The following is an 18,397-nucleotide window of genomic DNA, read 5'->3' as shown; positions in this document are numbered from 1 at the left end:
CGAGGGCGCGCGGCATAGGGCGGCGGCCGTCACCCGGAGAGCGGGATGCCGGCCGTCACCGTCAGCGGGAAGGCGCTCAGCTGCTCAGCGCCTGGCGGAGTTCGCTGCCCCGCTCGCTGTCGGGGTTGGCCTCGATGATGTCGCCGGCGGTGGCGTCGGTGCCGATCGTGTCGCCGTAATAGGCCGCGGTCTGCTCCTCGTCCCATGAGATGTCGCCGACGCTGACGGCGGCACCGGCGAAGGCACCCTCGACACCCGACCAGATCACCACCTGACGCTCACCGGTCGAGGCGCGGGCGCCGTCGCTGGCATCGGCGAAGGTATAGCCGGCCTCGGCGTTCAGCGAGAAGCTGTCGCCGCGCTTGAAGCGGTCCACCGCCTCGTCATTCATCAGCAGAAAGGCAACCGGGCCCGACTGGCCGCCGACCTGGGCGCCAAGGCTGATGCCGCCCATGTCATAGAAGGCGGGGTTGCTCCATTCGTCGCCCTGCCTGGCCACGAACACGCCCTCGCCGCCACGCGCGCCGGCGATCAGCGCGCCCTCGGCGTAATCGGGAATGATGAACACGCCCTTGGCCTTGGCGAGCAGCGTCATGACATTGCCGTCCTGGGTCATCTGCTGGACGACGTCGGTGGCACGCGACACCAGTTCCTGCGCCTCGGCGCGGTCCTCGGCCCGATCCTCGGGATCTTCGTCGGCCACCGCGGTGCGGTTCACCTCGCTGCGCTCGGCCGTGGTGTTGCCCGGATCGCGGGTGGTCGGCATGGCCGCCGCGTCGGGCTGATTGCCGACCGGCGTGCCGCTGGTGCCGGCGGCGAAGGCCGGGGCGCCCGCCAGGGTTCCGGCGGCAAGAATAGTGGCGGTCATCAAAGCGAGCTTGCGCATGGAGATACTCCGTTCAGGCATTGAATAGGGGGGTCCGAATGGCGGCGATGCCGCGATCAGTACCAGTGACGGCGGCCATCGCCCGGCCCGTCGTCGTCGTCATGGTGGCTGCAGGCCAGGCAATAAGCGGCAAGGCCCACCACACCGGCGACCACCAGGCCAGTGGTCAGCGGGTGCTCGCGGGTCATCCGGCGGGCGCCGCCGCTCAACTGGGCGGCGCGGCGGCGGGCCGCGCGCATCGCCTCAGGCGAGGTGCTGTCATGGGCGGTGTGGCTCAGCCGGTCGGCGAGATCACGGACCTGCCGCTTGAGCGCGGACAGATCCTCGTTCAGGCGATTGGTGGCTGTCCGGTCGTCGGTCATGTCACTCTCCGAAACCTATGGCGTCCGCGCCGTGACCGACGCGGTTCGACCCCCATAACGGATGGCCAAGCGATTTGTTCCACGGCGATCCGAGGCCGGCCGGAGCCGGCGATGCCCTGTGGCGGTGGAACAAGGGCCGGATCAAGGGGTTCATCTCCGGCCCCTGCCGGTGGAGATGATGACCATGGACGGACCAAGCCCGCACACGACCCTGCCTTTCGCGCCATCCGACATCGCCCGCGCCGATCTGACCGCGCGGTTTCGGGCGGTCCGTCGCCAGACCGAGGCCCTGGCCGCCCCCCTCGATCCGGAGGATCAGGTCGTGCAGTCGATGCCCGATTGCAGCCCGACCAAATGGCATCTGGGGCACACCACCTGGTTTTTCGAACGCTTCGTGCTGATGTCGTTCCTGCCCGGCTACCGGCCGTTCGACCCGGGTTTCGACCATCTGTTCAATTCCTATTATGTCAGCCTGGGCAGCCGCCATCCGCGGCCGCAGCGTGGCCTGCTGACAAGGCCGCCGCTGGCGCGGGTGCTGGCCTGGCGCGACAGCGTGACCCATGCCGTGACCGGGCTGCTGGACCGGGCGGATGCAGGCTTGCGCGCCCGCATCGACCCGTTGATCGAAACCGGTATTCATCACGAACAGCAGCATCAGGAACTGCTGTTGATGGACGTCCTGCACCTGTTTTCGTGCAACCCGCTGCGGCCCGCCTATCTGCCGGCCGATACGATGGACAGTGCCGGGGCCATGGACAGCGCCGCGACGATGGCCGTGGCATCGAGGCCACAGGCGCCGGGTTGGATCGACCATGACGGCGGCATCCACGCCATCGGCCATGATCCGGCGGCCGGTGATGCCGATGACTTCGCCTATGACAACGAAGGACCACGCCACGACGTGCTGCTGCGGCCGTTCCGGCTGGCCAGCCGGCCGGTGACCAATGGCGACTGGCTGGAATTCATCGCCGAGGACGGCTATGGCCGCGCCGAATTCTGGCTGTCCGACGGCATCGCCGAGGCCGAGGCCGAAGGCTGGACCGCGCCGCTCTACTGGTTCCGTCCCGAACAGGATGGTCCGTGGTGGACGATGACCCTGCGCGGCCCCGAGCCCGTGGATCTGGACGCCCCGGTGGTGCATGTCAGCCAGTACGAAGCCGACGCCTTCGCCCGCTTCCGGGGCTGCCGGCTGCCGACGGAAGCTGAATGGGAGGTGGTGGCGGCACAGGCACCGGTTATCGGCAATCTGCTGCCGCAGGGCACGCTGCGGCCGATGCCGGCCGATCACGCCGCCACCTGGCCCGCGCAGATCTATGGCGATGTCTGGGAATGGACCAGCAGCGCCTATGGCCCCTATCCCGGCTTCAAGCCGCCGGTCGGTGCGATCGGCGAATATAACGGCAAATTCATGGCCAATCAGATGGTGCTGCGCGGCGGCTGTTGCGTCACGCCCGGCGACCATATCCGGCCCAGCTATCGCAACTTCTTCTATCCCCGGCAGCGCTGGGCCTTTGCCGGGCTGCGGCTGGCCGCCGATGCCTGAACCCGCATGCCGCAAGCCCCTTGCCACGCCTTCGTCGAGGACCAGTCCCATGCGCCAGACCACCACTGCCCCCCGCGTCGACACGCCACCGCCGGCCGCGGCCGCTCCAGACAGGCCGACCGCCGCAGACGGCGCCGGCGACGACATTGCGGCGATCGCCCTGGCGGGCCTGACCGCCACCCCCAAATGTCTGCCGCCCCGCCTGTTCTATGACGCCGCCGGCTCACGCCTGTTCGACCGCATCACCGGCCTCGCCGCCTATTACCCCACCCGCACCGAGAGCCGGATCCTGCATATGCAGGCGGCCGAGATCGCCACCCGCGCCGGACGCGGCACCACGCTGGTCGAATTCGGCAGCGGCGCGTCGGTCAAGACCCGGCTGGTGCTGGATGCGCTGCGCGATCCGGCGGTCTATGTGCCGATCGACATTTCAGCCGACCACATGATGACCGCAAGCACGGCGCTCGCCCGCGACCATCCGGGGCTGACGGTGCGACCGGTGCATGGCGATTTCATGCAGATGACCACCCTGCCTCTGGACGATGCGCCAGCCGGCACGGCCGGCCGCCGGCTGGGCTTCTTCCCCGGATCGACCATCGGCAACCTGCTGCCCGACGAGGCGGTCGCCTTCCTGCGCCGCGCCGCCTGCATGCTGGGCCATGACGGCCATCTGCTGGTCGGCGTGGATCTTGAGAAAGATCCCGCCCGGCTGATCGCCGCCTATGACGACCCGGAGGGCGTCACCGCCGCCTTCAACCTGAACCTGCTGACCCGGCTGAACCGCGAGGCCGCGGCCGATTTCAGGCTGGACCGCTTCGCCCATCGCGCCATCTGGCGCGCCGATGCCGGCCGGATCGAGATGCATCTGGAAAGCCTGGCCGACCAGATCGTGCAGGTGGCCGGGCGCGGCATCCGCTTCCGGAAAGGCGAGACGATCCACACCGAGAACAGCCATAAATACACGCCGGCCGGGTTCGCCCGGCTGGCGCGTCGCGGCGGCTGGCGCACCGATGCCTGCTGGACCGACCCCGAGCGCCTGTTCAGCCTGCACTACCTGATCCAGAACCATTGACCCATCGATGCGGGTGACAAATGGATGCGGGTGACACAGGGATGCTGGCCGGATCACGGGTCGGCATAGCCCAGCGCCCGCATTTCCACCCGCAGCCCGTGCGGATCGCGGTCGAACAGGATCGCGCCCTTGCGGACCGAACCCGGGGGCAGATAATCCAGCCGGCTGCGGCCGCGCGACACCACCGCGCCGCCATCGGTGATGACACCCTCGATCTCCACCGCCGATGCCGTGCGCGGGCCGTCATTCCAGGCCTCGAAGGTCACCACCCAGCCCTCACCGGCGGCGGCGACCACGGTCGGCTGCACCCGGATCGCCGGCACGCCCGCAGGCGTGGTGATCGCCTGGACCAGCAGCCAGACCACCATCGCCACCAGCAGGGCGGCGCCGATCGCGCCGATCGCCCATTCCCAGGGCCCCGGCGGGGTTGGCGCGTCGTCATCCGGCGCATCGCCGCGCGGTCGCGGGTCATGCCGGCCATCGCCTGTGCCATCGGTCATAGAATGATCCTTGCGGCGGCGGCGCCGATGGCGCCGGGAAACGACAGCACCACCACCATGCTGACGATGTCGATTGCCGAGGTGCCGTCCAGCCGGCCGAAGGTCCACAACACATACAGGCTGACCAGGGCCACCAGAACGTAGCCCGCGATGGTGAAACGCAGGAACAGGCTCCAGAACCCGCCGGTGCGGGTGACGCTGGCACTGCCGGAGAAGTCCAGCTCATAGACGAAGCCATGCATCAGGGCGAGCGTGAGGACCAGCAGGCCCAGTTGCTGCCAGATCGACATCTGATAGCCGATCAGCAGGACTTCCTCGGTGGGGGCGATGTTCAACGACAGAAACAGCGCGCCGGCCACCATCACGAACAATTCGCCGGGATAGCTATCTTCCATCTGGTATCGCTTCGCGTCGTTGCCGCTGGAGCCAAGCTGGCTGCGCGCCAGCATGGCGCCGATCGCGCCCGGCGTGATCTGGACCGCGATCTTGCCGATGATTTCCGACAGCGGCATCTCGGGCGACAGCACCCCGAACACCCACAGCAGGCCCGTAGCGGCCAATGCCGCGATGGCGATGGCGATGCAGGCATCGGCGCCGTCCTGAAGAATGCTGCTGGTCCGGCGGAAGCCGCCGATCCGCGACAGCCCGACCAGCAAAGGCAGGGTCATCACCAGCAGCAGCGCCAGCCTCAGCGGCTCGACAGAAAAGCCCAGCCACCAGGTTTCCATGGTCATCAGGATCGGCAGCGTGAACAGCAGCGCGCCGGCGGCGGCACGGCCGAGACCGATCAACAGCGTGTGATCGCCGGTCGCCACCGCGTTGGCATCGCCCGTTTCCGATCGGCTCACCTCCGACCTCCCTGAAGGCCCGGATGCACCGGCCGGTTGAAGATGCTGACAAAACCGTGGGCGACCCGATTCCGTTCCCCGGCATCGGAACCGCCGCCGCCGGACCGCGTTGGACTGGCCATGAACAGCCCACATCATCACCACGCAACCGGAGGCGCCATCATGTTCCCCCGCTTGATCGCCGCAGCGTCGCTGCGGGCCGCCCTCAGCCGGCTGCCCTCAGCCGGTGCGGCGGGTATCGCCCTCGCCACCGGGATGGCCGGCATGGCGGTTGCGGCAGACGCCCAGACCGCGCCGATGTCGACCCAGAGCTATATCGACCAGGCGACCCTGTCGGACATCTTCGAGATCCAGTCGGGCAAGCTTGCCCGCAACAAATCGCAGAACGACGACATCCGCGCATTCGGTGGCCGGATGGTGCTGGACCACACCAATTCCAGCGAGCGACTGCGCAAGACCCTGGCGGATATCGGCGGCGATATCAGCGTGCCGACACAGCTCGACGACCGCCGCATGGCGCTTCTTGAGCGGTTGAACGAGATCCCGACCGGGCAGTTCGACCGGCTGTATGTCGACATGCAGGTAACGGCCCATGAACAGGCCCTGAAGCTGCATCGCGATTATGCCGGCAATGGCGAGAACGAAGCGCTGCGCGACGTGGCCGAGGACATCGCCGACACGGTGGAGCGCCATCTGGACGCGGTGCGCGACATGGCCCGCGGCCAGGGCTATTGAGCCCTCGCCCGGCCCGGACATCCCGATCCGCCCCTTACCATTCCGACCGGAGACGACCGATGGCATTCAATCCGCTGAAGGAAAAGGGTATTCCTCTTGAGAAGCAGTGCCGCGACTGGGCGGAGCTGAACGTCGAGCCCTACAAGAAAGACGCGGTCCACCCCTATAGCCGCTGCCGCGGCATCGTGATGAACGGCATTGAGGTCGAGGCGGTGATGTTCTCGCACCAGATGGCGCGCAACACGCTGGACCCCGAGATCAAGAAGCAGTTGTCACTGATGCGCCGGATCGAGGCGCAGCAGCAGAAGGTGATGAACTGGCTGATCCCCGGCGACGAAACCACGCTGGAGGTGACCTTGGGCTATGAACAGGTGGCGGTGGATCTGACCGCCTGGGTGGCCCAGCACGAGCCGGACCCCTATCTGCGACAGGTCTATGAATTCGGTCTGCTGGAGGATTTCGACCATCTTTACCGCTATGCCAACCTCTATGGCATGCTGGAAGGCCGCAAGGCCCACGAGATCACCGACCGGCTGACCGAGATCATGCCCGGGCGGCCGACGATCTATGAGCATCGCGACCCGCGCGACGAACTGCGCCGGCCGATGACCGCCCTTGCCGCCGATCCGCAATCGGTGCTGAACGCGCTGACCATCATGTCGGCCGAACAGCAGACGATGAATTTCTACATGAACATCGGCAACCGCTATATGGAGCCGCTGGCGCGCGCGACCTATCTGGAAATCGCCCAGATCGAGGAACAGCACGTCACCCATTACGAGAGCATTCTGGACCCGACCGTCGGCTGGTTCGAGAATCTGGTCCTGCATCAGTATCATGAATGCTGGATGTATTATTCGTTCATGCAGGACGAGATCGACCCCCGGGTCAAGGCGATCTATGAGCTGCATCTGGCCATGGAGATCGAACATCTGCGCGTCGCCTGCGAGCTGATGCGCAAGGTGGAGAAGCGCGACCCTGAGGCATTGCTGCCCCAGGACATCGGCCAGACGGTGGCGTTCAAGGAGAACAAGGCCTTCATCCGCGACGTGCTGGCGCGTCAGGTCGATCTGACGTCGAAGGACAGCGCCTTCGTGCCGGTCGCCGATCTGCCCGATAACGACCGCTATTTCAAATGGAACCGCACCGTCAACGCGAAAGGCGTGCCCACCGAGGACGTCATCGATCGCGCCCGGCGCGACGGTGGCGAATACCGGCTGGAGACCGAGGGGCCGCATCCGGTCGAGGCGCTGCGCGCCGATGCCGGGGCGGCGCAGACCGCCTATGCCCGCCGCCTGCGCTGAACCGGAACAGGGACGACAATCATGACTGTGACCGAGGTGACCGACCACACGGTCGACTGGCATATGGGCGACCCGGTGTCGCTGTCGGCCATGCTGATCGCGGGCAAGAAGGTGGCGCCCGACGCCACCCTGCTGCTGGAACAGGACCATCGCGAGGCGATGGCGATGTTCGATGCCTGTGACGAACAGACCGATCCGGCCGAAAAGGCCGCGCTGGTGCGCAGGCTGTGCCGCGCCCTGCTGCGGCATATGGAGATCGAGGAAGAGATCTTCTATCCCGCAGCCGCCGCCGCGACCGGCCGCGACGACCTGACCGAACACGGCCGCAAGGAGCATGGCGAGGCGCGCGAGATCATGCTGCGCATCGACAATGCCCTGGGCCGCGGCGAGCCGCCGGATCAGGACGTGCATGCGCTGCGCCACGCCATCGAACATCACGTCGAGGATGAGGAAGACGAGATGTTCCCGACTGTCCGCAAGAGCGGCCTGGATCTGGCAGCGGTCGGCCGCCGGCTGGCCGCGCGCAAGGTGGCGCTGCTATATCGGCGCAGCGACGGCCGGGTGCAGGACAGCGGCTATGACCCGTTGGAGAAAGCCATGAGCGAGACCCGCGACCACGCCCGCGACCTGTTGATCAAGGGCCTGCGCGACATTCATGCCGCCATCCGCCAGGGCGAAGCGATGCTTCAGGCGCAACTGCCCCGCCTGAAGCGCTATCCGCAGATGGCCGAGCGGCTGCAGGCCCATCAGCAGGACAAGACCGCCCAGTTGAAGCGGGTGGAGGCCATACTGGACGGGCTGGGCCACGACCGGTCGTCGATGAAGGACATGATGATGGCGACCGCCGGGGATCTGGCAACCCGGATGAACGCCACCAAGGATGACGAAATCCTGAAGAACAGCCTGGCGATGTTCGGCATGGCGAATTTCGAGATCGCATCCTATGAAAGCCTGGTGATCCTGGCCACCGCCGCCGATCAGGCCGAGGCCGCCAAGCTGTTGCAGACCAGCCTGTCGGAAGAACGCGCCATGGCCGCATGGCTGGCCGAAAACCTGCGCGGCGTGCTGCTGGCCCATCTGGAGTTCCGCGCCACCGGCCGCGAGGACACCGGCTGACGGCGCGACCCGTCCGCCGCCTGCGCGCTGCCCTGGCGCCGCGCCTCTCTTATCATGCATCTCAATCGAGATGCATGATAAGACGTCATCAAGGGAGGCGTTTATGCCTGCGCGGACCACCATGCTTCATATTCGCGTCGACGAGCAACTGAAGGCCGACGCCACCGAGACGCTGGCAGGGCTGGGCCTGACGGTCTCGGACGCCGTGCGGATCCTGCTGACCCGCGTGGTCCGGGAGAAGGCACTTCCGGCCAGCCTGACCGCAGATCCCGTTGCCTATGATGCCTGGTTTCGAGACAAGGTACTGGAAGCGCTGGATGACATTCGGCCGACAAAGTTACACGCACAGACCATGGCACACCAACAGGTCATGGACGAGGCACAGGCGCTGATCGACAGGAAGCGCCGTGCCCGTTCTTGAGCGGCACCTCAACCGCCGGTGCCGCCGGCCAGATGGCAGGCGGCCAGATGGGGGGGTGCGTCGGGGGCGGCTGGCGTGCCGGCCTGGGGCGTGAGCACGGGCATCCGCTGACGGCAGAGGTCGAAGGCCAGCGGGCAGCGCGGGTCGAAGCGGCAGCGGTCGGGATCGGGGTCGATCGGGCTCATCGGTTCGCCGGTCATGCGGCGGCGGGCGGCGGGGGCGGCGCTCTCGTGCCTCAGCCCGTCGAGCCGCGGGATCGCGGCGGCGAGGCCGGCGGTATAGGGATGCGCCGGGTGGTCGAAAACCGCATCGGCGGGCCCCTGCTCCACCACCCGGCCCAGATACATCACCAGCACCTCGCCGCACATCATCCGCACCACGTTCAGGTCGTGAGAGACGAACAGGCAGGCGAGGCCCAGTTCGCGGCGCAGATCGTCGATCAGCCGCAGGATCACCGCCTGGATCGAGACATCCAGCGCCGAGGTCGGCTCGTCGAGGATCAACAGTTCGGGCCCCGGCGCGATGGCGCGGGCAAGCCCGACCCGCGCCAACTGCCCGCCCGAGAGCTGATGCGGCAGCCGGCCGAACAGGGCGGCCGGCAGGTGCACCCGGTCGAGCGCCTCGGCCGCCGCACGGGTGAGTGCGGCACCCCGCAGGCCGTTGAGCCGGGCGAGCGGCCGGGCCACGGCCTCGATCGCGGTCAGCCTTGGGTCCAGGCTGTCGCCGGCATCCTGGAACACCATCTGGATACGCCGGCGCCAGGGCGCGTGGGCGGCACGGCGCGCCGGCACCGCCGTCAGGTCGACGCCATCGAACAGGATCCGGCCACGATCCGGATCGGTCAGCCGGGCCAGTATCGCCGCCAGGGTGGATTTGCCGCAGCCGCTTTCCCCCACCAGCCCAAGCGCCTGTCCCCGCGCCAGGGTAAAATCGACGCCATCCACCGCATGCAGCCGCTGCGGCGGCCGGCCGCCGGCTGAAAAGGTCTTCACCAGCCCGGTGACCGCCAGAAGCGGCGGCGCCCCTTGCGATGTGATGGCGATGGTCATGCGCCCAGATCCTCGATCCGGGTGGTGGGACCGGGGGTGGCGCGGATCAGGGCGGCGGTATAGGGATGGGCGGGGGCTGCCAGCAACCGGGCGGTCGGCCCGGCCTCGACCACCCGGCCATCGCGCATCACCGCCAGCCGCCGGCAGCGTTCGGCCGCCACCGCCAGATCATGGGTGATCAGGATCGTGGCCATGCCGCGCGCCCGCGCCAGATCGTCGATCAGATCCAGAATGATCGCCTGGGTGGTGACATCGAGCCCGGTGGTGGGTTCGTCGGCGATCAGCAGCCGCGGATTGCCGGCCAGCGCGATCGCGATCATCACCCGCTGGCACATGCCGCCCGACAATTCGAACGGATAGGCATCGGCGCGCCGGGCCGGATCGGGAATGCCGACCGCGGCCAGCAGCTCCACCACCCGCGCGCGCAGCCGGGCGCCGCGCAGATGCCGGTGGTCCCCCCGCCCCTGCTCTCCCTGGCCCGCATGGGCGCGCAGCACGTCGCCGATCAGCCGCCCCACCCGCCTGAGCGGGTTCAACGCCCGGCGCGGGTTCTGGAACACCATCGAGATCGCCCGGCCGCGCAAAGGCGCCACGGCCGCCTCGCCGCCCGCGGTCAGGTCCACGCCATCGAAACTGATCCGGCCGCGGATAACGCGGCCGGCCGGCGGCAGCAGCCCCAGCACCGCCAGCGCCGTCACCGATTTGCCCGACCCGCTTTCCCCCACCAGCCCCAGCGTCTCGCCGGGGCCGATCGACAGGCTGGCGCCATCCAGCGCCGGGCGCGGACTGCCCGCGAAACCGATGGCCAGATCATGGATGTCCAGCAGCGGCACTGTCACCGGCGCCTCGGGTCCAGCAGATCGCGCAGCGCATCGCCGGCCAGATTGAAGGCGAACACCGCCATCAACAGCGCCAGCCCCGGAAACACCGCCACCCACCACTGCCCGGTCATGATGAACTGGGCGCCCTCGCTGGTCAGGATGCCCCATTCGGCGGCGGGCGGGCGCACGCCCAGGCCGATGAACGACAGCCCGGCCGCGTTCAGCACCGCCCAGCCCAGGTTCAGCGACACCTGGATGGCCAGCACCGGCAGCAGCGCCGGCAGCAGAACCGTGAACAGCAGCCGCATATCGCCGTAACCGCCCAGCCGCGCCGCCTGCACCCAGGCCGCATCGCGCCGTGCCGCCACCTCGGCGCGGGTGACGCGGATATAGAACGGCAGATTGATGATCGCGGTCGCCCAGACGATGTTGGCAACCGTGTTGCCCAGCGCCGCCACCATCGCCATCGCCACCACGAACAGCGGAAATGCCATCAGCACGTCGACCAGCCGGCCGACGCCCCGGTCCAGCCAGCCGCCCCGCCAGCCGCACAGCGCGCCCACGGCGGTGCCGGCCACACAGGACAGCCCCACCGCCGAGATCGCGATCGCAAGATCCAGCCGGGTGGCGACCACGACGCGCGAAAAGATGTCGCGGCCAAGCTGGTCGGTGCCGAACCAGTGGCCGGCCGATGGCGGCTCAAGCCCGTGGGCGACATTGGTCGCCAGCGGATCATGCGGCACGATCGCCGGCCCGAAAACCGCGGCGAACACCATCAGCGCCACCACCAGCAGCGCCAGGAAGCCGGGCGGATTATCCACGGCCAGCGCCAGCAACCGGCGGACGCGGCTGCGGGTGGTGGCGGGCGCGGGGGGGTGGGGATCGGCGGTCACGGTCATCCCATCCGCCCCACCCGTGGATCGATCAGCCCGTACAGGATATCGATCAGCAGGTTGACCAGCGCGAAGGCCACCGCCACCAGCAGCACGAAACCCTGCACCGGCGCGTAATCGGCATTCATCACCGCATCCAGCGCATAAGATCCGATGCCCGGCCAGGCAAAGACCTTTTCCACCAGAACATTGGCCCCCAGCATGTACGAAAACACCAGCCCCAGCGTGGTGACGATCGGCACCGCGGCATTGTGCAGGGCATAGTGCCACAGCACCATCCGGCGCGGCAGCCCCGCCGCCCGCGCCGCCACCACGAAATCCGATGCCAGCACGCCGATCATCGCACCCCGGGTGATGCGCGCCAGCGGCGCCAGGGCGAACAGCGCCATGGTCAGGCAGGGCAGCACCATCCGCCCCAGAACCGATCGCACGGCCGCGCCATCCCCCGCCAGCACCGCATCGATGACCATCGATCCGGTCACCACCGGCGGCGGAAACAGCATCATGTCGAAGCGGCCGACCGGTTCCGGCGCCCAGCCCAGGTTGAAATAGAAGATGTGGATCAGCAGCAGCCCGATCACGAAGCTGGGCAGCGAGGTGCCGGCGGTGGCGATGATCCGGCACAGATGGTCGATCCACGACCCCGGCCGTGCCGCGGCGGCGATGCCAAGCGGCAGCGCCACCAGCATCGCCAGCAGAAAGCCGGTGACGGTGAGTTCCAGCGAGGCCGGCAGCCGGGCCGCCAGATCGTCCACCACCGTCTCGCCGGTGGTGAACGACCGGCCCAGATCGCCGCGCAGTATATCGCCGGCATAGATCAGCAATTGTTCGGGAATGCTGCGGTCCAGCCCCAGATTGACCCGGATCGCCTCGATCTCCTCGGGCCCCATGCCGGGACCCGAGGCGAGGAAAGCGGCCGGGTCCGCCGGCAGCAACCGCATCACCACGAAGGTGAACACCAGGGCGCCGGCCAGGATCGGCAGGGTCGCCAGGCTGCGCTTGCCGATGAAGCTCAGAAGGGCAGGCACGGGTGGCACGGGCTCCGGTTGACGGTGAAGGCCGGACCGCAGAGGTCAGGCGGATTTGGTCAGCGGCCGGAAGTCGACCTGACCATGAATGTAATAGGTGAAATCGTCCACAGCCGGCTGCATCGCGGCATCGAAGGATGGCAGCCACAGCGGCATGATCGGCAGCTCGCGGAACACGATTTCGATCGCCTGCTTGATCAGATCGTCATAGGTGTCCTTGTCGGTTTCCCAGCGCGCCTTCTCGACCAGCACCGCCAGTTCCGCATTCTGGAACGACCCGAAATTCCACCGCCAGTCGCCCTGGAAGAAGATGCGGAAGAAATAGTCCGGATCGTTGAACCAGGCCGAGGAACCCTCGACATAGAACGGCACCTTTTTTTCGGTCAGCAGCGTGCCCCAATTGGCGGTCGGCACCTTTTCGATCGTCACCTTGATGCCGATCCGGCCCAGTTGTTCCTGCACCAGCAGCGCGATCGGATCGGCGGTCACCGCATCGGCGACATTGTAGCTGAAGGTGGTCTCGAAGCCGTCGCCGAGCCCGGCTTCGGCCAGCAGCGCCCGCGCCCGGTCCAGATCGGTCTGATAGGGATAGGGCTGCGGGAAGGCCGAGCCTTCGGGTGTCCCCGATGCGGCGCCATAAAGCGGCATGCCACGGCCGAAGATCGCGCCCTGGAACATGTCGTCGTAAGGCAGCGCCCAGGCGATGGCCTGGCGCACGCGGACATCGTCGAAGGGGGCCGTGCGGGTGTTGAAGGCAACGAAGCGGAAGCTGTTGGTGACCGGCAGCGAGATCAGCTTCACCTTCGGATCGGCATCGATCGCGGCCACATCCTTGGGCGGCAGTTGCAGCGCCACATCGGCGTCACCGCGGGTGACCGCGGCCACCCGGCCGGGGGCCGCCGGCACCACCTGGACCAGCGCCCGGCGGATCTGCGGCAGCGCGCCGCCCTTCCAGTCGTCGAAGCGGCTGTAGATCACCTGCTGGCCGGCGGTCCAGCTCTCGACCTTGAAGGCACCGCTGCCGGCGGCGTTGTTGCGCAGCCATTCGGTGCCCCAGGGATCGGCCTCGGTGGCATGCGACCGCACCAGCTCGCTGTTCAGCACCGAGGCGAAGGTCAGCGCCAGATTGGGCAGGGTGTAACGGTCGGCGCGCGGGAAGCTCAGCCGCACGGTGTGGTCGTCGACCGCTTCGAACTGATCGGCCGAGACGATCGAGCCGGTGCCGAGCTGGCGCTTGGATGCCGGCAGGTTGATGCCGCGTTCCAGCGACCAGACGACATCGGCGGCGGTGACCGGCTTGCCGTCATGGAAGGTGGCATCAGGATGCAGGTGGAAGACCAGCACCTTGCCGTCTTCCAGCACCTCGAACCGTTCGGCCAGCTCGCCCTTGAAGCGGCTGTAGTCATAGCGATACAGCCCCGGCGACACCTCGATCCGGTCGAAATTGATCAGCCGGTCATAGATGTTGGTGAAGGCGCCGAGCGACGCCCGGTTGACGCCGTCGCCATGCGGGTCGCGGGAATTGGGGCCGTCCTCGGCCAGAACCCGCAGGGATGCGCCGTCGGCGCTCTGGGCAAAGGCCCGGCCCAGCGGCATGGCGACACCACCCACCGACAGAAACAAGCCGGCGGCAGCGCCGGTCTTCAGGAAATCGCGCCGATCCATCATTCTCTAACGTCTCCAGCTCGACCGGTTCAGCCGGTCTGATGTCATCTCAGCTATAGGCCTGCGGTTCGGGCAGGCGCGCGTTCAGAGCGAAGTGTCCGATCTCCAGGATCTTGTAGGCCAGGGGGTCGTGCAGCGTATGGGTGCGGGCATCACGCCAGAACCGGTCGAAGGCATGGCGGTTATGGGTCGCACGCGCCCCCATGGCGTCGTAGATTCTGGTCGCGACGTCAAGACTCAAGCGGCTAGATAATACTTTTATGGTTGCGACATCAACCGCCGCGTCACCCCGGAGTTGGGCATCGAACCGTGGGGCTGCGCCGAGCATGGCATCGACCTTGCCCGCCGCGCGATCGGCCAGGGCCATGGCCGCCTGTATCGCGATCCAGAATTCGCCGAATTGAGACACGACCAGCGGGTCGTCGGCCGCGCGCGCCACACCCGATGCCGGCCATGCCCGGGTGCTGGTGCGGACATAGTCGCGGCCGGCGCGGAAGGCGCCCAGCGCGAAGCCCAGATACAGATTGGCGAAGGTGAGCTGGTTCACCGGCGTGCGGGCCGCCACCGCGAAGGCGTCGACGCCGTCGCGGTCTTCCATCTGCATGTCGGCGGCCGGCACCCGCACCCCGTCGAGCGTGAAGCCGCCGCTGTCGGCGCGGTCCAGCCCCAGGCTGTCCCAGTCGTGATGGCAGCGCAGCCCCGGCGCGTCGCCGCGCAGATAGACCAGAACCGGCGCGCCGGTATCGGTGCGCCGGCCCCAGACCACCAGCCGGTCGGCGAAGGCGGCCCCGGTGCAGAAGCTCTTGGTACCATCCAGCACCACATCGCCGCCATCGGGCCGCACCCGAACATCGTCGTCGCGCGGGTTGGTGACGCCGGCCAGCCACAGCCGGTCGCGCGTGATCTCGGCCAGGCGCGGCCCGGCCAGCGCCGGCCGGCCGATGCTCTGATGCAGCACCCCCATGGAATGATAGCCGAACAGGGTGCCGACCGAGCCGTCGACAGCCGCCAGTTCACGCGCCACCGCCACCACCGTCGACCAGCGGGCGCCGCCGCCGCCAGACGCTGCCGGCACCGCCATGGTGGCAAGCCCGCTTGCCTTCAACAGCCGGATCTGGTCATGCGGTGGCGTGTGGTCGCGGTGGCGGCGGGCGATGTCGGCGGCAAGAACTGCCGCCACCTCGCCGGCCAGTGCCATCCAGGCATCATGGCTGCGGGGGCCGATATCCCCCTCGGACAGGCTGGTCATGGGCGGTCCTCCGCGGCAGGTGTCGAGGGCGTGGCCGGCTGTCGCAACGCCGCGGCAGGGTGGCCGGGCGCCGGGCGCGGCCCCTGGCCGAACAGCCGGTCGCGCAGGGTGCCGTCGCCATAGCCGTGCTTGTACAACCCGCGCTCCTGCAACACCGGCACCAGCAGGTCGGCGACATCGGCGAAACAATCAGGGGTGACGGTGCGGATCAGGTTGAAGCCGTCGATATCGGCCTCGGCGATCCAGGCGGCGATCTCGTCGGCCACCAGCTCAGGGGTGCCGACCACCGGCTTGAACCGCCCGCCCAGGGTCATGCCCGCCAGCAGACGGTTCACGGTCGGCGGCCCGTCATCGCCGGCGCCAAGCTGCGCCACCAGCGACCGGATGCCATTGCCGGCCTCGCCCGTCACCACGATCGGCTCATCGGGCGCGAAGCGGGCGAAATCGATGCCGGTGGCGGCGGCAAGCTGCGCCAGCCCCGCCTCGGCGGCGGCATAGCGGCCATAGTCTTCGAATTTCTCCCGCGCCTCGGCCTCGGTGCGGCCGATCACGGTCATCAGGGAGGCGAAGATCTTCACGTCGCGCGGGTGCCGGCCGGCGGCGGCGACCGCGGCGCGGATCCGCGCGGTCAGGGTGGCGGCACTGCCGCGGCCGGTGGTGGGAATGAAGATGCATTCGGCATGGGTGGCGGCGAATGCCAGCCCGCGCGCCGATGCCCCGGCCTGGAACAGCACCGGCGTGCGCTGCGGCGACGGCTCCGACAGATGGATCGCGTCCAGATCGAAGAACCGGCCGTGATGGTGGATGGCGCGCACCCGATCAGGCCGGGCATAGATGCCGGCCACGCGGTCCGAGACCACCGCGTCGTCGTCCCAGCTTGCCTCCCACAGCTTGTAGACCAGCTCCATATATTCGTCGGCGCGGTCGTAACGGGCGTCGTGATCCATCTGCGCGCCCTGCCCCGCCCCGCGCGCGGCACTGTCGAGAAAGCCGGTCACGATGTTCCAGGCGATCCGGCCGCGGGTCAGATGATCCAGCGTCGACATCCGCCGCGCGAACAGATAGGGCGGCTCCTGCGACAGATTGGCGGTGATGCCGAAGCCCAGATGACGGGTGACCGCCGCCATCGCCGGCACCAGCATCGCCGGGTCGTTCACCGGCACCTGCATGGCATGGGCGATCGCCGTCTCCGGCCCGCCTTTGTAAACGTCGTAGATGCCGCTGACATCGGCCAGAAACAGGCCGTCGAACAGCCCGCGTTCAAGACACCGCGCCAGATCCTGCCACCAGCCGATATCGGTATAGCTGGTGGCCCGGTCGCGCGGATGCCGCCACAACCCATGGGCGATATGCCCGACGGCGTTCATCTCGAACGCGTTCAACCGGATCTGTCGGCCGGCCCCCACCGGCCCGTCCGCCTCTTCTGTCTGCCCCGCCCGTACCTGAACCACGCACCCGCCCCGATCGATCCCCGGCGCGCCACCCGCCGGTCACGCGCATTTGTCCCGTAAGACGATACTGCGGACAGATCGGCTATGCCTACAGGCGAATTGTATTTTTGACGGCACCGCTTTTGAAGCCCGCATGCCGGGCGCTACATCTGGCTCGGCAACCAGGTTGCGATCACAGGAAACGCGATCAGCAGGGTCAATGTGACCAGTTCCAGAACGATGAAGGGCACGATCCCCCTGAACAATTGAGCCGACGAGACTGCATCCGTGGCGCCAAGGACCGCGAACAGGTTCAACCCCACCGGGGGCGTGATCGCGGCAATCTCGACGAGCTTGATGGAGATGATCGCGAACCAGACCGGATCCAGCCCGACGGATTGAGAGATCGGGAAAAGCGTCGGCAAGGTGATGACGAGCAGCGACAGAGAGTCCACGAACATGCCGAGGATCAGATAGATGGCGATCATGCAGGCCATCAGTGTGAACGGCGAGACCCCGAGCTCGGCGATCGTCGTGTTCATTGTGGTGATGAAACCGCTGACCGCCAGAAACCGGCTGAACAGCAGCCCCGCGACGATGATGGCCAGAAGGCGCGCCGTGCCATAGGCGCATTCCGCCAGCGAGTCCCAGATGCCGGGCAGTTTTATCGTGCGCGTCGACAGGCCGATCAGCAGCGCGCCGGCGGCGCCGACGGCACCCGCCGAAGACGGCGAGAACCAGCCGACATAGATCCCGCCCATGACGAAACCGCCAAGGACCACCACGCTCCACACCGATTTGAGCCCGACGATCTTTTCCCGCCAGGAAAACCGTTCGTCGGTATCCGGCGCCCAGTCGGAGAAGCGCAGCAGAAAGAGTTTGATCCCGACGACATAGACCGCGGCCGTCAGCAGGCCCGGCAGAACCCCGGCGATCAGCAGTTTGCCGGCGGACTGGCTGGTCAGGGACGCGACGATGACGATCGCGACCGACGGGGGAATGATGGCGGCCAGGGTGCCGGTGGCCGCGATGCAGGCGGCGGCCACGCCGGGCGCATATTTGTATTTCAGCATCTGTGGCATCGCCACGCGCGCAAACATGCTCGATGCCGCCAGGCTGGAGCCGGATGCGGCGGCAAAGGCCGCGGAGGCCAGAACCGTCGCGATCAGCAGATTGCCCTTGGTGCGGGCGGTAAAGCGGTGCGCGGCGTCATACAGGCCCTCGATAATCCGCGCGCGAAAACAGAACGACCCCATCAGCAGGAACATCGGGATCACGACCAGCGAGTAGTTCGAAACCGTGGCCACCGGCAGCGTCTTGAACGTCGCGATGGCAAAGACCGGGCCGGCGACGAGATACATTCCGGACGCCGCGACCAGGGACATGGCCCATACGATCGGCACGCCAAAAGACAACAGGAGCAACAGGGCGGCGATCGCGAGGCCACCATTCGTCAGGGCATCCATGATGTTCCG

General features: G+C 67.7%; 18 protein-coding genes. 6 read left to right on the top strand and 12 right to left on the bottom strand.

Annotated elements, in window-relative coordinates:
• Positions 1 to 76: 76 nt before the first annotated feature.
• Together WG924_RS11280 and WG924_RS11275 are read right to left on the bottom strand one after the other, a co-directional pair.
• On the bottom strand, positions 77 to 886 hold the full coding sequence (locus tag WG924_RS11280) for a lipid-binding SYLF domain-containing protein (RefSeq protein ID WP_345933123.1): 810 nt from the start codon (positions 884 to 886) through the stop codon (positions 77 to 79).
• Positions 887 to 942: 56 nt separating this feature from the next.
• A complete protein-coding gene (locus tag WG924_RS11275) occupies positions 943 to 1,248 on the bottom strand; it encodes a hypothetical protein (RefSeq protein ID WP_345933122.1) in 306 nt (101 codons plus the stop codon).
• Between the two features lie 184 nt (positions 1,249 to 1,432).
• Here WG924_RS11275 and egtB point away from each other — a divergent pair, with 184 nt between their 5' ends.
• Positions 1,433 to 2,791, top strand: coding sequence for an ergothioneine biosynthesis protein EgtB (gene egtB / locus WG924_RS11270; RefSeq protein ID WP_345933121.1), 1,359 nt, complete (start codon positions 1,433 to 1,435; stop codon positions 2,789 to 2,791).
• Between the two features lie 49 nt (positions 2,792 to 2,840).
• Positions 2,841 to 3,863, top strand: coding sequence for an L-histidine N(alpha)-methyltransferase (gene egtD / locus WG924_RS11265; protein ID WP_345933120.1), 1,023 nt, complete (start codon positions 2,841 to 2,843; stop codon positions 3,861 to 3,863).
• Positions 3,864 to 3,916: 53 nt separating this feature from the next.
• Here the strand turns inward: egtD and WG924_RS11260 are convergent, their stop codons facing one another.
• Complete coding sequence (locus WG924_RS11260) at positions 3,917 to 4,363, bottom strand: hypothetical protein (protein WP_345933119.1); 447 nt, start codon at positions 4,361 to 4,363, stop codon at positions 3,917 to 3,919.
• Positions 4,360 to 5,097, bottom strand: a complete 738-nt coding sequence (locus tag WG924_RS11255; RefSeq protein WP_345933249.1) for a TIGR02587 family membrane protein — start codon at positions 5,095 to 5,097, stop codon at positions 4,360 to 4,362. Before WG924_RS11255 ends, WG924_RS11260 begins: the two co-directional genes overlap by 4 nt.
• 276 nt (positions 5,098 to 5,373) lie before the next feature.
• On the opposite strand from WG924_RS11255, the gene WG924_RS11250 reads away from it, so the two are divergent.
• The 4 genes from WG924_RS11250 (at position 5,374) to WG924_RS11235 (ending at position 8,787) form a co-directional block, all read left to right on the top strand.
• A complete protein-coding gene (locus tag WG924_RS11250; RefSeq protein ID WP_345933118.1) occupies positions 5,374 to 5,946 on the top strand; it encodes a DUF4142 domain-containing protein in 573 nt (190 codons plus the stop codon).
• 59 nt (positions 5,947 to 6,005) lie between these two features.
• Positions 6,006 to 7,250 (top strand): hypothetical protein, encoded by a 1,245-nt coding sequence (locus tag WG924_RS11245; protein WP_345933117.1) that lies wholly within the window; start codon positions 6,006 to 6,008, stop codon positions 7,248 to 7,250.
• Positions 7,251 to 7,271: 21 nt separating this feature from the next.
• Positions 7,272 to 8,366: a DUF892 family protein gene (locus WG924_RS11240; RefSeq protein WP_345933116.1), complete on the top strand. Its 1,095-nt coding sequence runs from the start codon at positions 7,272 to 7,274 to the stop codon at positions 8,364 to 8,366.
• Positions 8,367 to 8,469: 103 nt separating this feature from the next.
• On the top strand, positions 8,470 to 8,787 hold the full coding sequence (locus tag WG924_RS11235; protein ID WP_345933115.1) for a type II toxin-antitoxin system RelB/DinJ family antitoxin: 318 nt from the start codon (positions 8,470 to 8,472) through the stop codon (positions 8,785 to 8,787).
• Positions 8,788 to 8,795: 8 nt separating this feature from the next.
• On the opposite strand, the gene WG924_RS11230 is transcribed toward WG924_RS11235, so the two are convergent.
• The 8 genes from WG924_RS11230 to WG924_RS11195 form a co-directional block, all read right to left on the bottom strand.
• On the bottom strand, positions 8,796 to 9,836 hold the full coding sequence (locus WG924_RS11230) for an oligopeptide/dipeptide ABC transporter ATP-binding protein (RefSeq protein ID WP_345933114.1): 1,041 nt from the start codon (positions 9,834 to 9,836) through the stop codon (positions 8,796 to 8,798).
• Positions 9,833 to 10,675 (bottom strand): ABC transporter ATP-binding protein, encoded by an 843-nt coding sequence (locus WG924_RS11225; RefSeq protein ID WP_345933113.1) that lies wholly within the window; start codon positions 10,673 to 10,675, stop codon positions 9,833 to 9,835. The genes WG924_RS11230 and WG924_RS11225 overlap by 4 nt, the downstream gene beginning before the upstream one ends.
• Positions 10,672 to 11,556: an ABC transporter permease gene (locus WG924_RS11220; RefSeq protein WP_345933112.1), complete on the bottom strand. Its 885-nt coding sequence runs from the start codon at positions 11,554 to 11,556 to the stop codon at positions 10,672 to 10,674. Before WG924_RS11220 ends, WG924_RS11225 begins: the two co-directional genes overlap by 4 nt.
• On the bottom strand, positions 11,553 to 12,578 hold the full coding sequence (locus WG924_RS11215) for an ABC transporter permease (protein WP_345933111.1): 1,026 nt from the start codon (positions 12,576 to 12,578) through the stop codon (positions 11,553 to 11,555). The genes WG924_RS11220 and WG924_RS11215 overlap by 4 nt, the downstream gene beginning before the upstream one ends.
• A 45-nt stretch (positions 12,579 to 12,623) precedes the next feature.
• Positions 12,624 to 14,246, bottom strand: coding sequence for an ABC transporter substrate-binding protein (locus WG924_RS11210; protein ID WP_345933110.1), 1,623 nt, complete (start codon positions 14,244 to 14,246; stop codon positions 12,624 to 12,626).
• 46 nt (positions 14,247 to 14,292) lie between these two features.
• Positions 14,293 to 15,492 carry an acyl-CoA dehydrogenase family protein gene (locus tag WG924_RS11205; RefSeq protein ID WP_345933109.1) on the bottom strand — a complete coding sequence of 400 codons (1,200 nt, stop codon included), beginning with the start codon at positions 15,490 to 15,492 and terminating at the stop codon, positions 14,293 to 14,295.
• Positions 15,489 to 16,898 carry an LLM class flavin-dependent oxidoreductase gene (locus WG924_RS11200; RefSeq protein ID WP_345933108.1) on the bottom strand — a complete coding sequence of 470 codons (1,410 nt, stop codon included), beginning with the start codon at positions 16,896 to 16,898 and terminating at the stop codon, positions 15,489 to 15,491. Before WG924_RS11200 ends, WG924_RS11205 begins: the two co-directional genes overlap by 4 nt.
• Positions 16,899 to 17,086: 188 nt before the next feature.
• Positions 17,087 to 18,388: a TRAP transporter large permease gene (locus WG924_RS11195; protein ID WP_345933107.1), complete on the bottom strand. Its 1,302-nt coding sequence runs from the start codon at positions 18,386 to 18,388 to the stop codon at positions 17,087 to 17,089.
• Between the last annotated feature and the right edge of the window lie 9 nt (positions 18,389 to 18,397).

This window comes from Tistrella arctica (genome assembly GCF_039630945.1).
Taxonomy (GTDB): domain Bacteria; phylum Pseudomonadota; class Alphaproteobacteria; order Tistrellales; family Tistrellaceae; genus Tistrella; species Tistrella bauzanensis.
The sequence above is the reverse complement of the archived record's forward strand: the minus strand, read 5'-3'. Positions and strand labels throughout refer to the sequence as shown.

What these genes read in the sequence shown, in the direction of transcription:
- WG924_RS11280 (WP_345933123.1), bottom strand. Translation starts at nt 886, where the DNA reads ATGCGCAAGCTCGCTTTGATGACCGCCACTATTCTTGCCGCCGGAACC.
- WG924_RS11220 (WP_345933112.1), bottom strand. Translation starts at nt 11,556, where the DNA reads ATGACCGTGACCGCCGATCCCCACCCCCCCGCGCCCGCCACCACCCGC.
- WG924_RS11205 (WP_345933109.1), bottom strand. Translation starts at nt 15,492, where the DNA reads ATGACCAGCCTGTCCGAGGGGGATATCGGCCCCCGCAGCCATGATGCC.
- WG924_RS11210 (WP_345933110.1), bottom strand. Translation starts at nt 14,246, where the DNA reads ATGATGGATCGGCGCGATTTCCTGAAGACCGGCGCTGCCGCCGGCTTG.
- WG924_RS11235 (WP_345933115.1), top strand. Translation starts at nt 8,470, where the DNA reads ATGCCTGCGCGGACCACCATGCTTCATATTCGCGTCGACGAGCAACTG.
- WG924_RS11255 (WP_345933249.1), bottom strand. Translation starts at nt 5,097, where the DNA reads ATGACCATGGAAACCTGGTGGCTGGGCTTTTCTGTCGAGCCGCTGAGG.
- WG924_RS11250 (WP_345933118.1), top strand. Translation starts at nt 5,374, where the DNA reads ATGTTCCCCCGCTTGATCGCCGCAGCGTCGCTGCGGGCCGCCCTCAGC.
- WG924_RS11260 (WP_345933119.1), bottom strand. Translation starts at nt 4,363, where the DNA reads ATGACCGATGGCACAGGCGATGGCCGGCATGACCCGCGACCGCGCGGC.
- WG924_RS11195 (WP_345933107.1), bottom strand. Translation starts at nt 18,388, where the DNA reads ATGGATGCCCTGACGAATGGTGGCCTCGCGATCGCCGCCCTGTTGCTC.
- WG924_RS11230 (WP_345933114.1), bottom strand. Translation starts at nt 9,836, where the DNA reads ATGACCATCGCCATCACATCGCAAGGGGCGCCGCCGCTTCTGGCGGTC.
- WG924_RS11245 (WP_345933117.1), top strand. Translation starts at nt 6,006, where the DNA reads ATGGCATTCAATCCGCTGAAGGAAAAGGGTATTCCTCTTGAGAAGCAG.
- egtD (WP_345933120.1), top strand. Translation starts at nt 2,841, where the DNA reads ATGCGCCAGACCACCACTGCCCCCCGCGTCGACACGCCACCGCCGGCC.
- egtB (WP_345933121.1), top strand. Translation starts at nt 1,433, where the DNA reads ATGGACGGACCAAGCCCGCACACGACCCTGCCTTTCGCGCCATCCGAC.
- WG924_RS11275 (WP_345933122.1), bottom strand. Translation starts at nt 1,248, where the DNA reads ATGACCGACGACCGGACAGCCACCAATCGCCTGAACGAGGATCTGTCC.
- WG924_RS11240 (WP_345933116.1), top strand. Translation starts at nt 7,272, where the DNA reads ATGACTGTGACCGAGGTGACCGACCACACGGTCGACTGGCATATGGGC.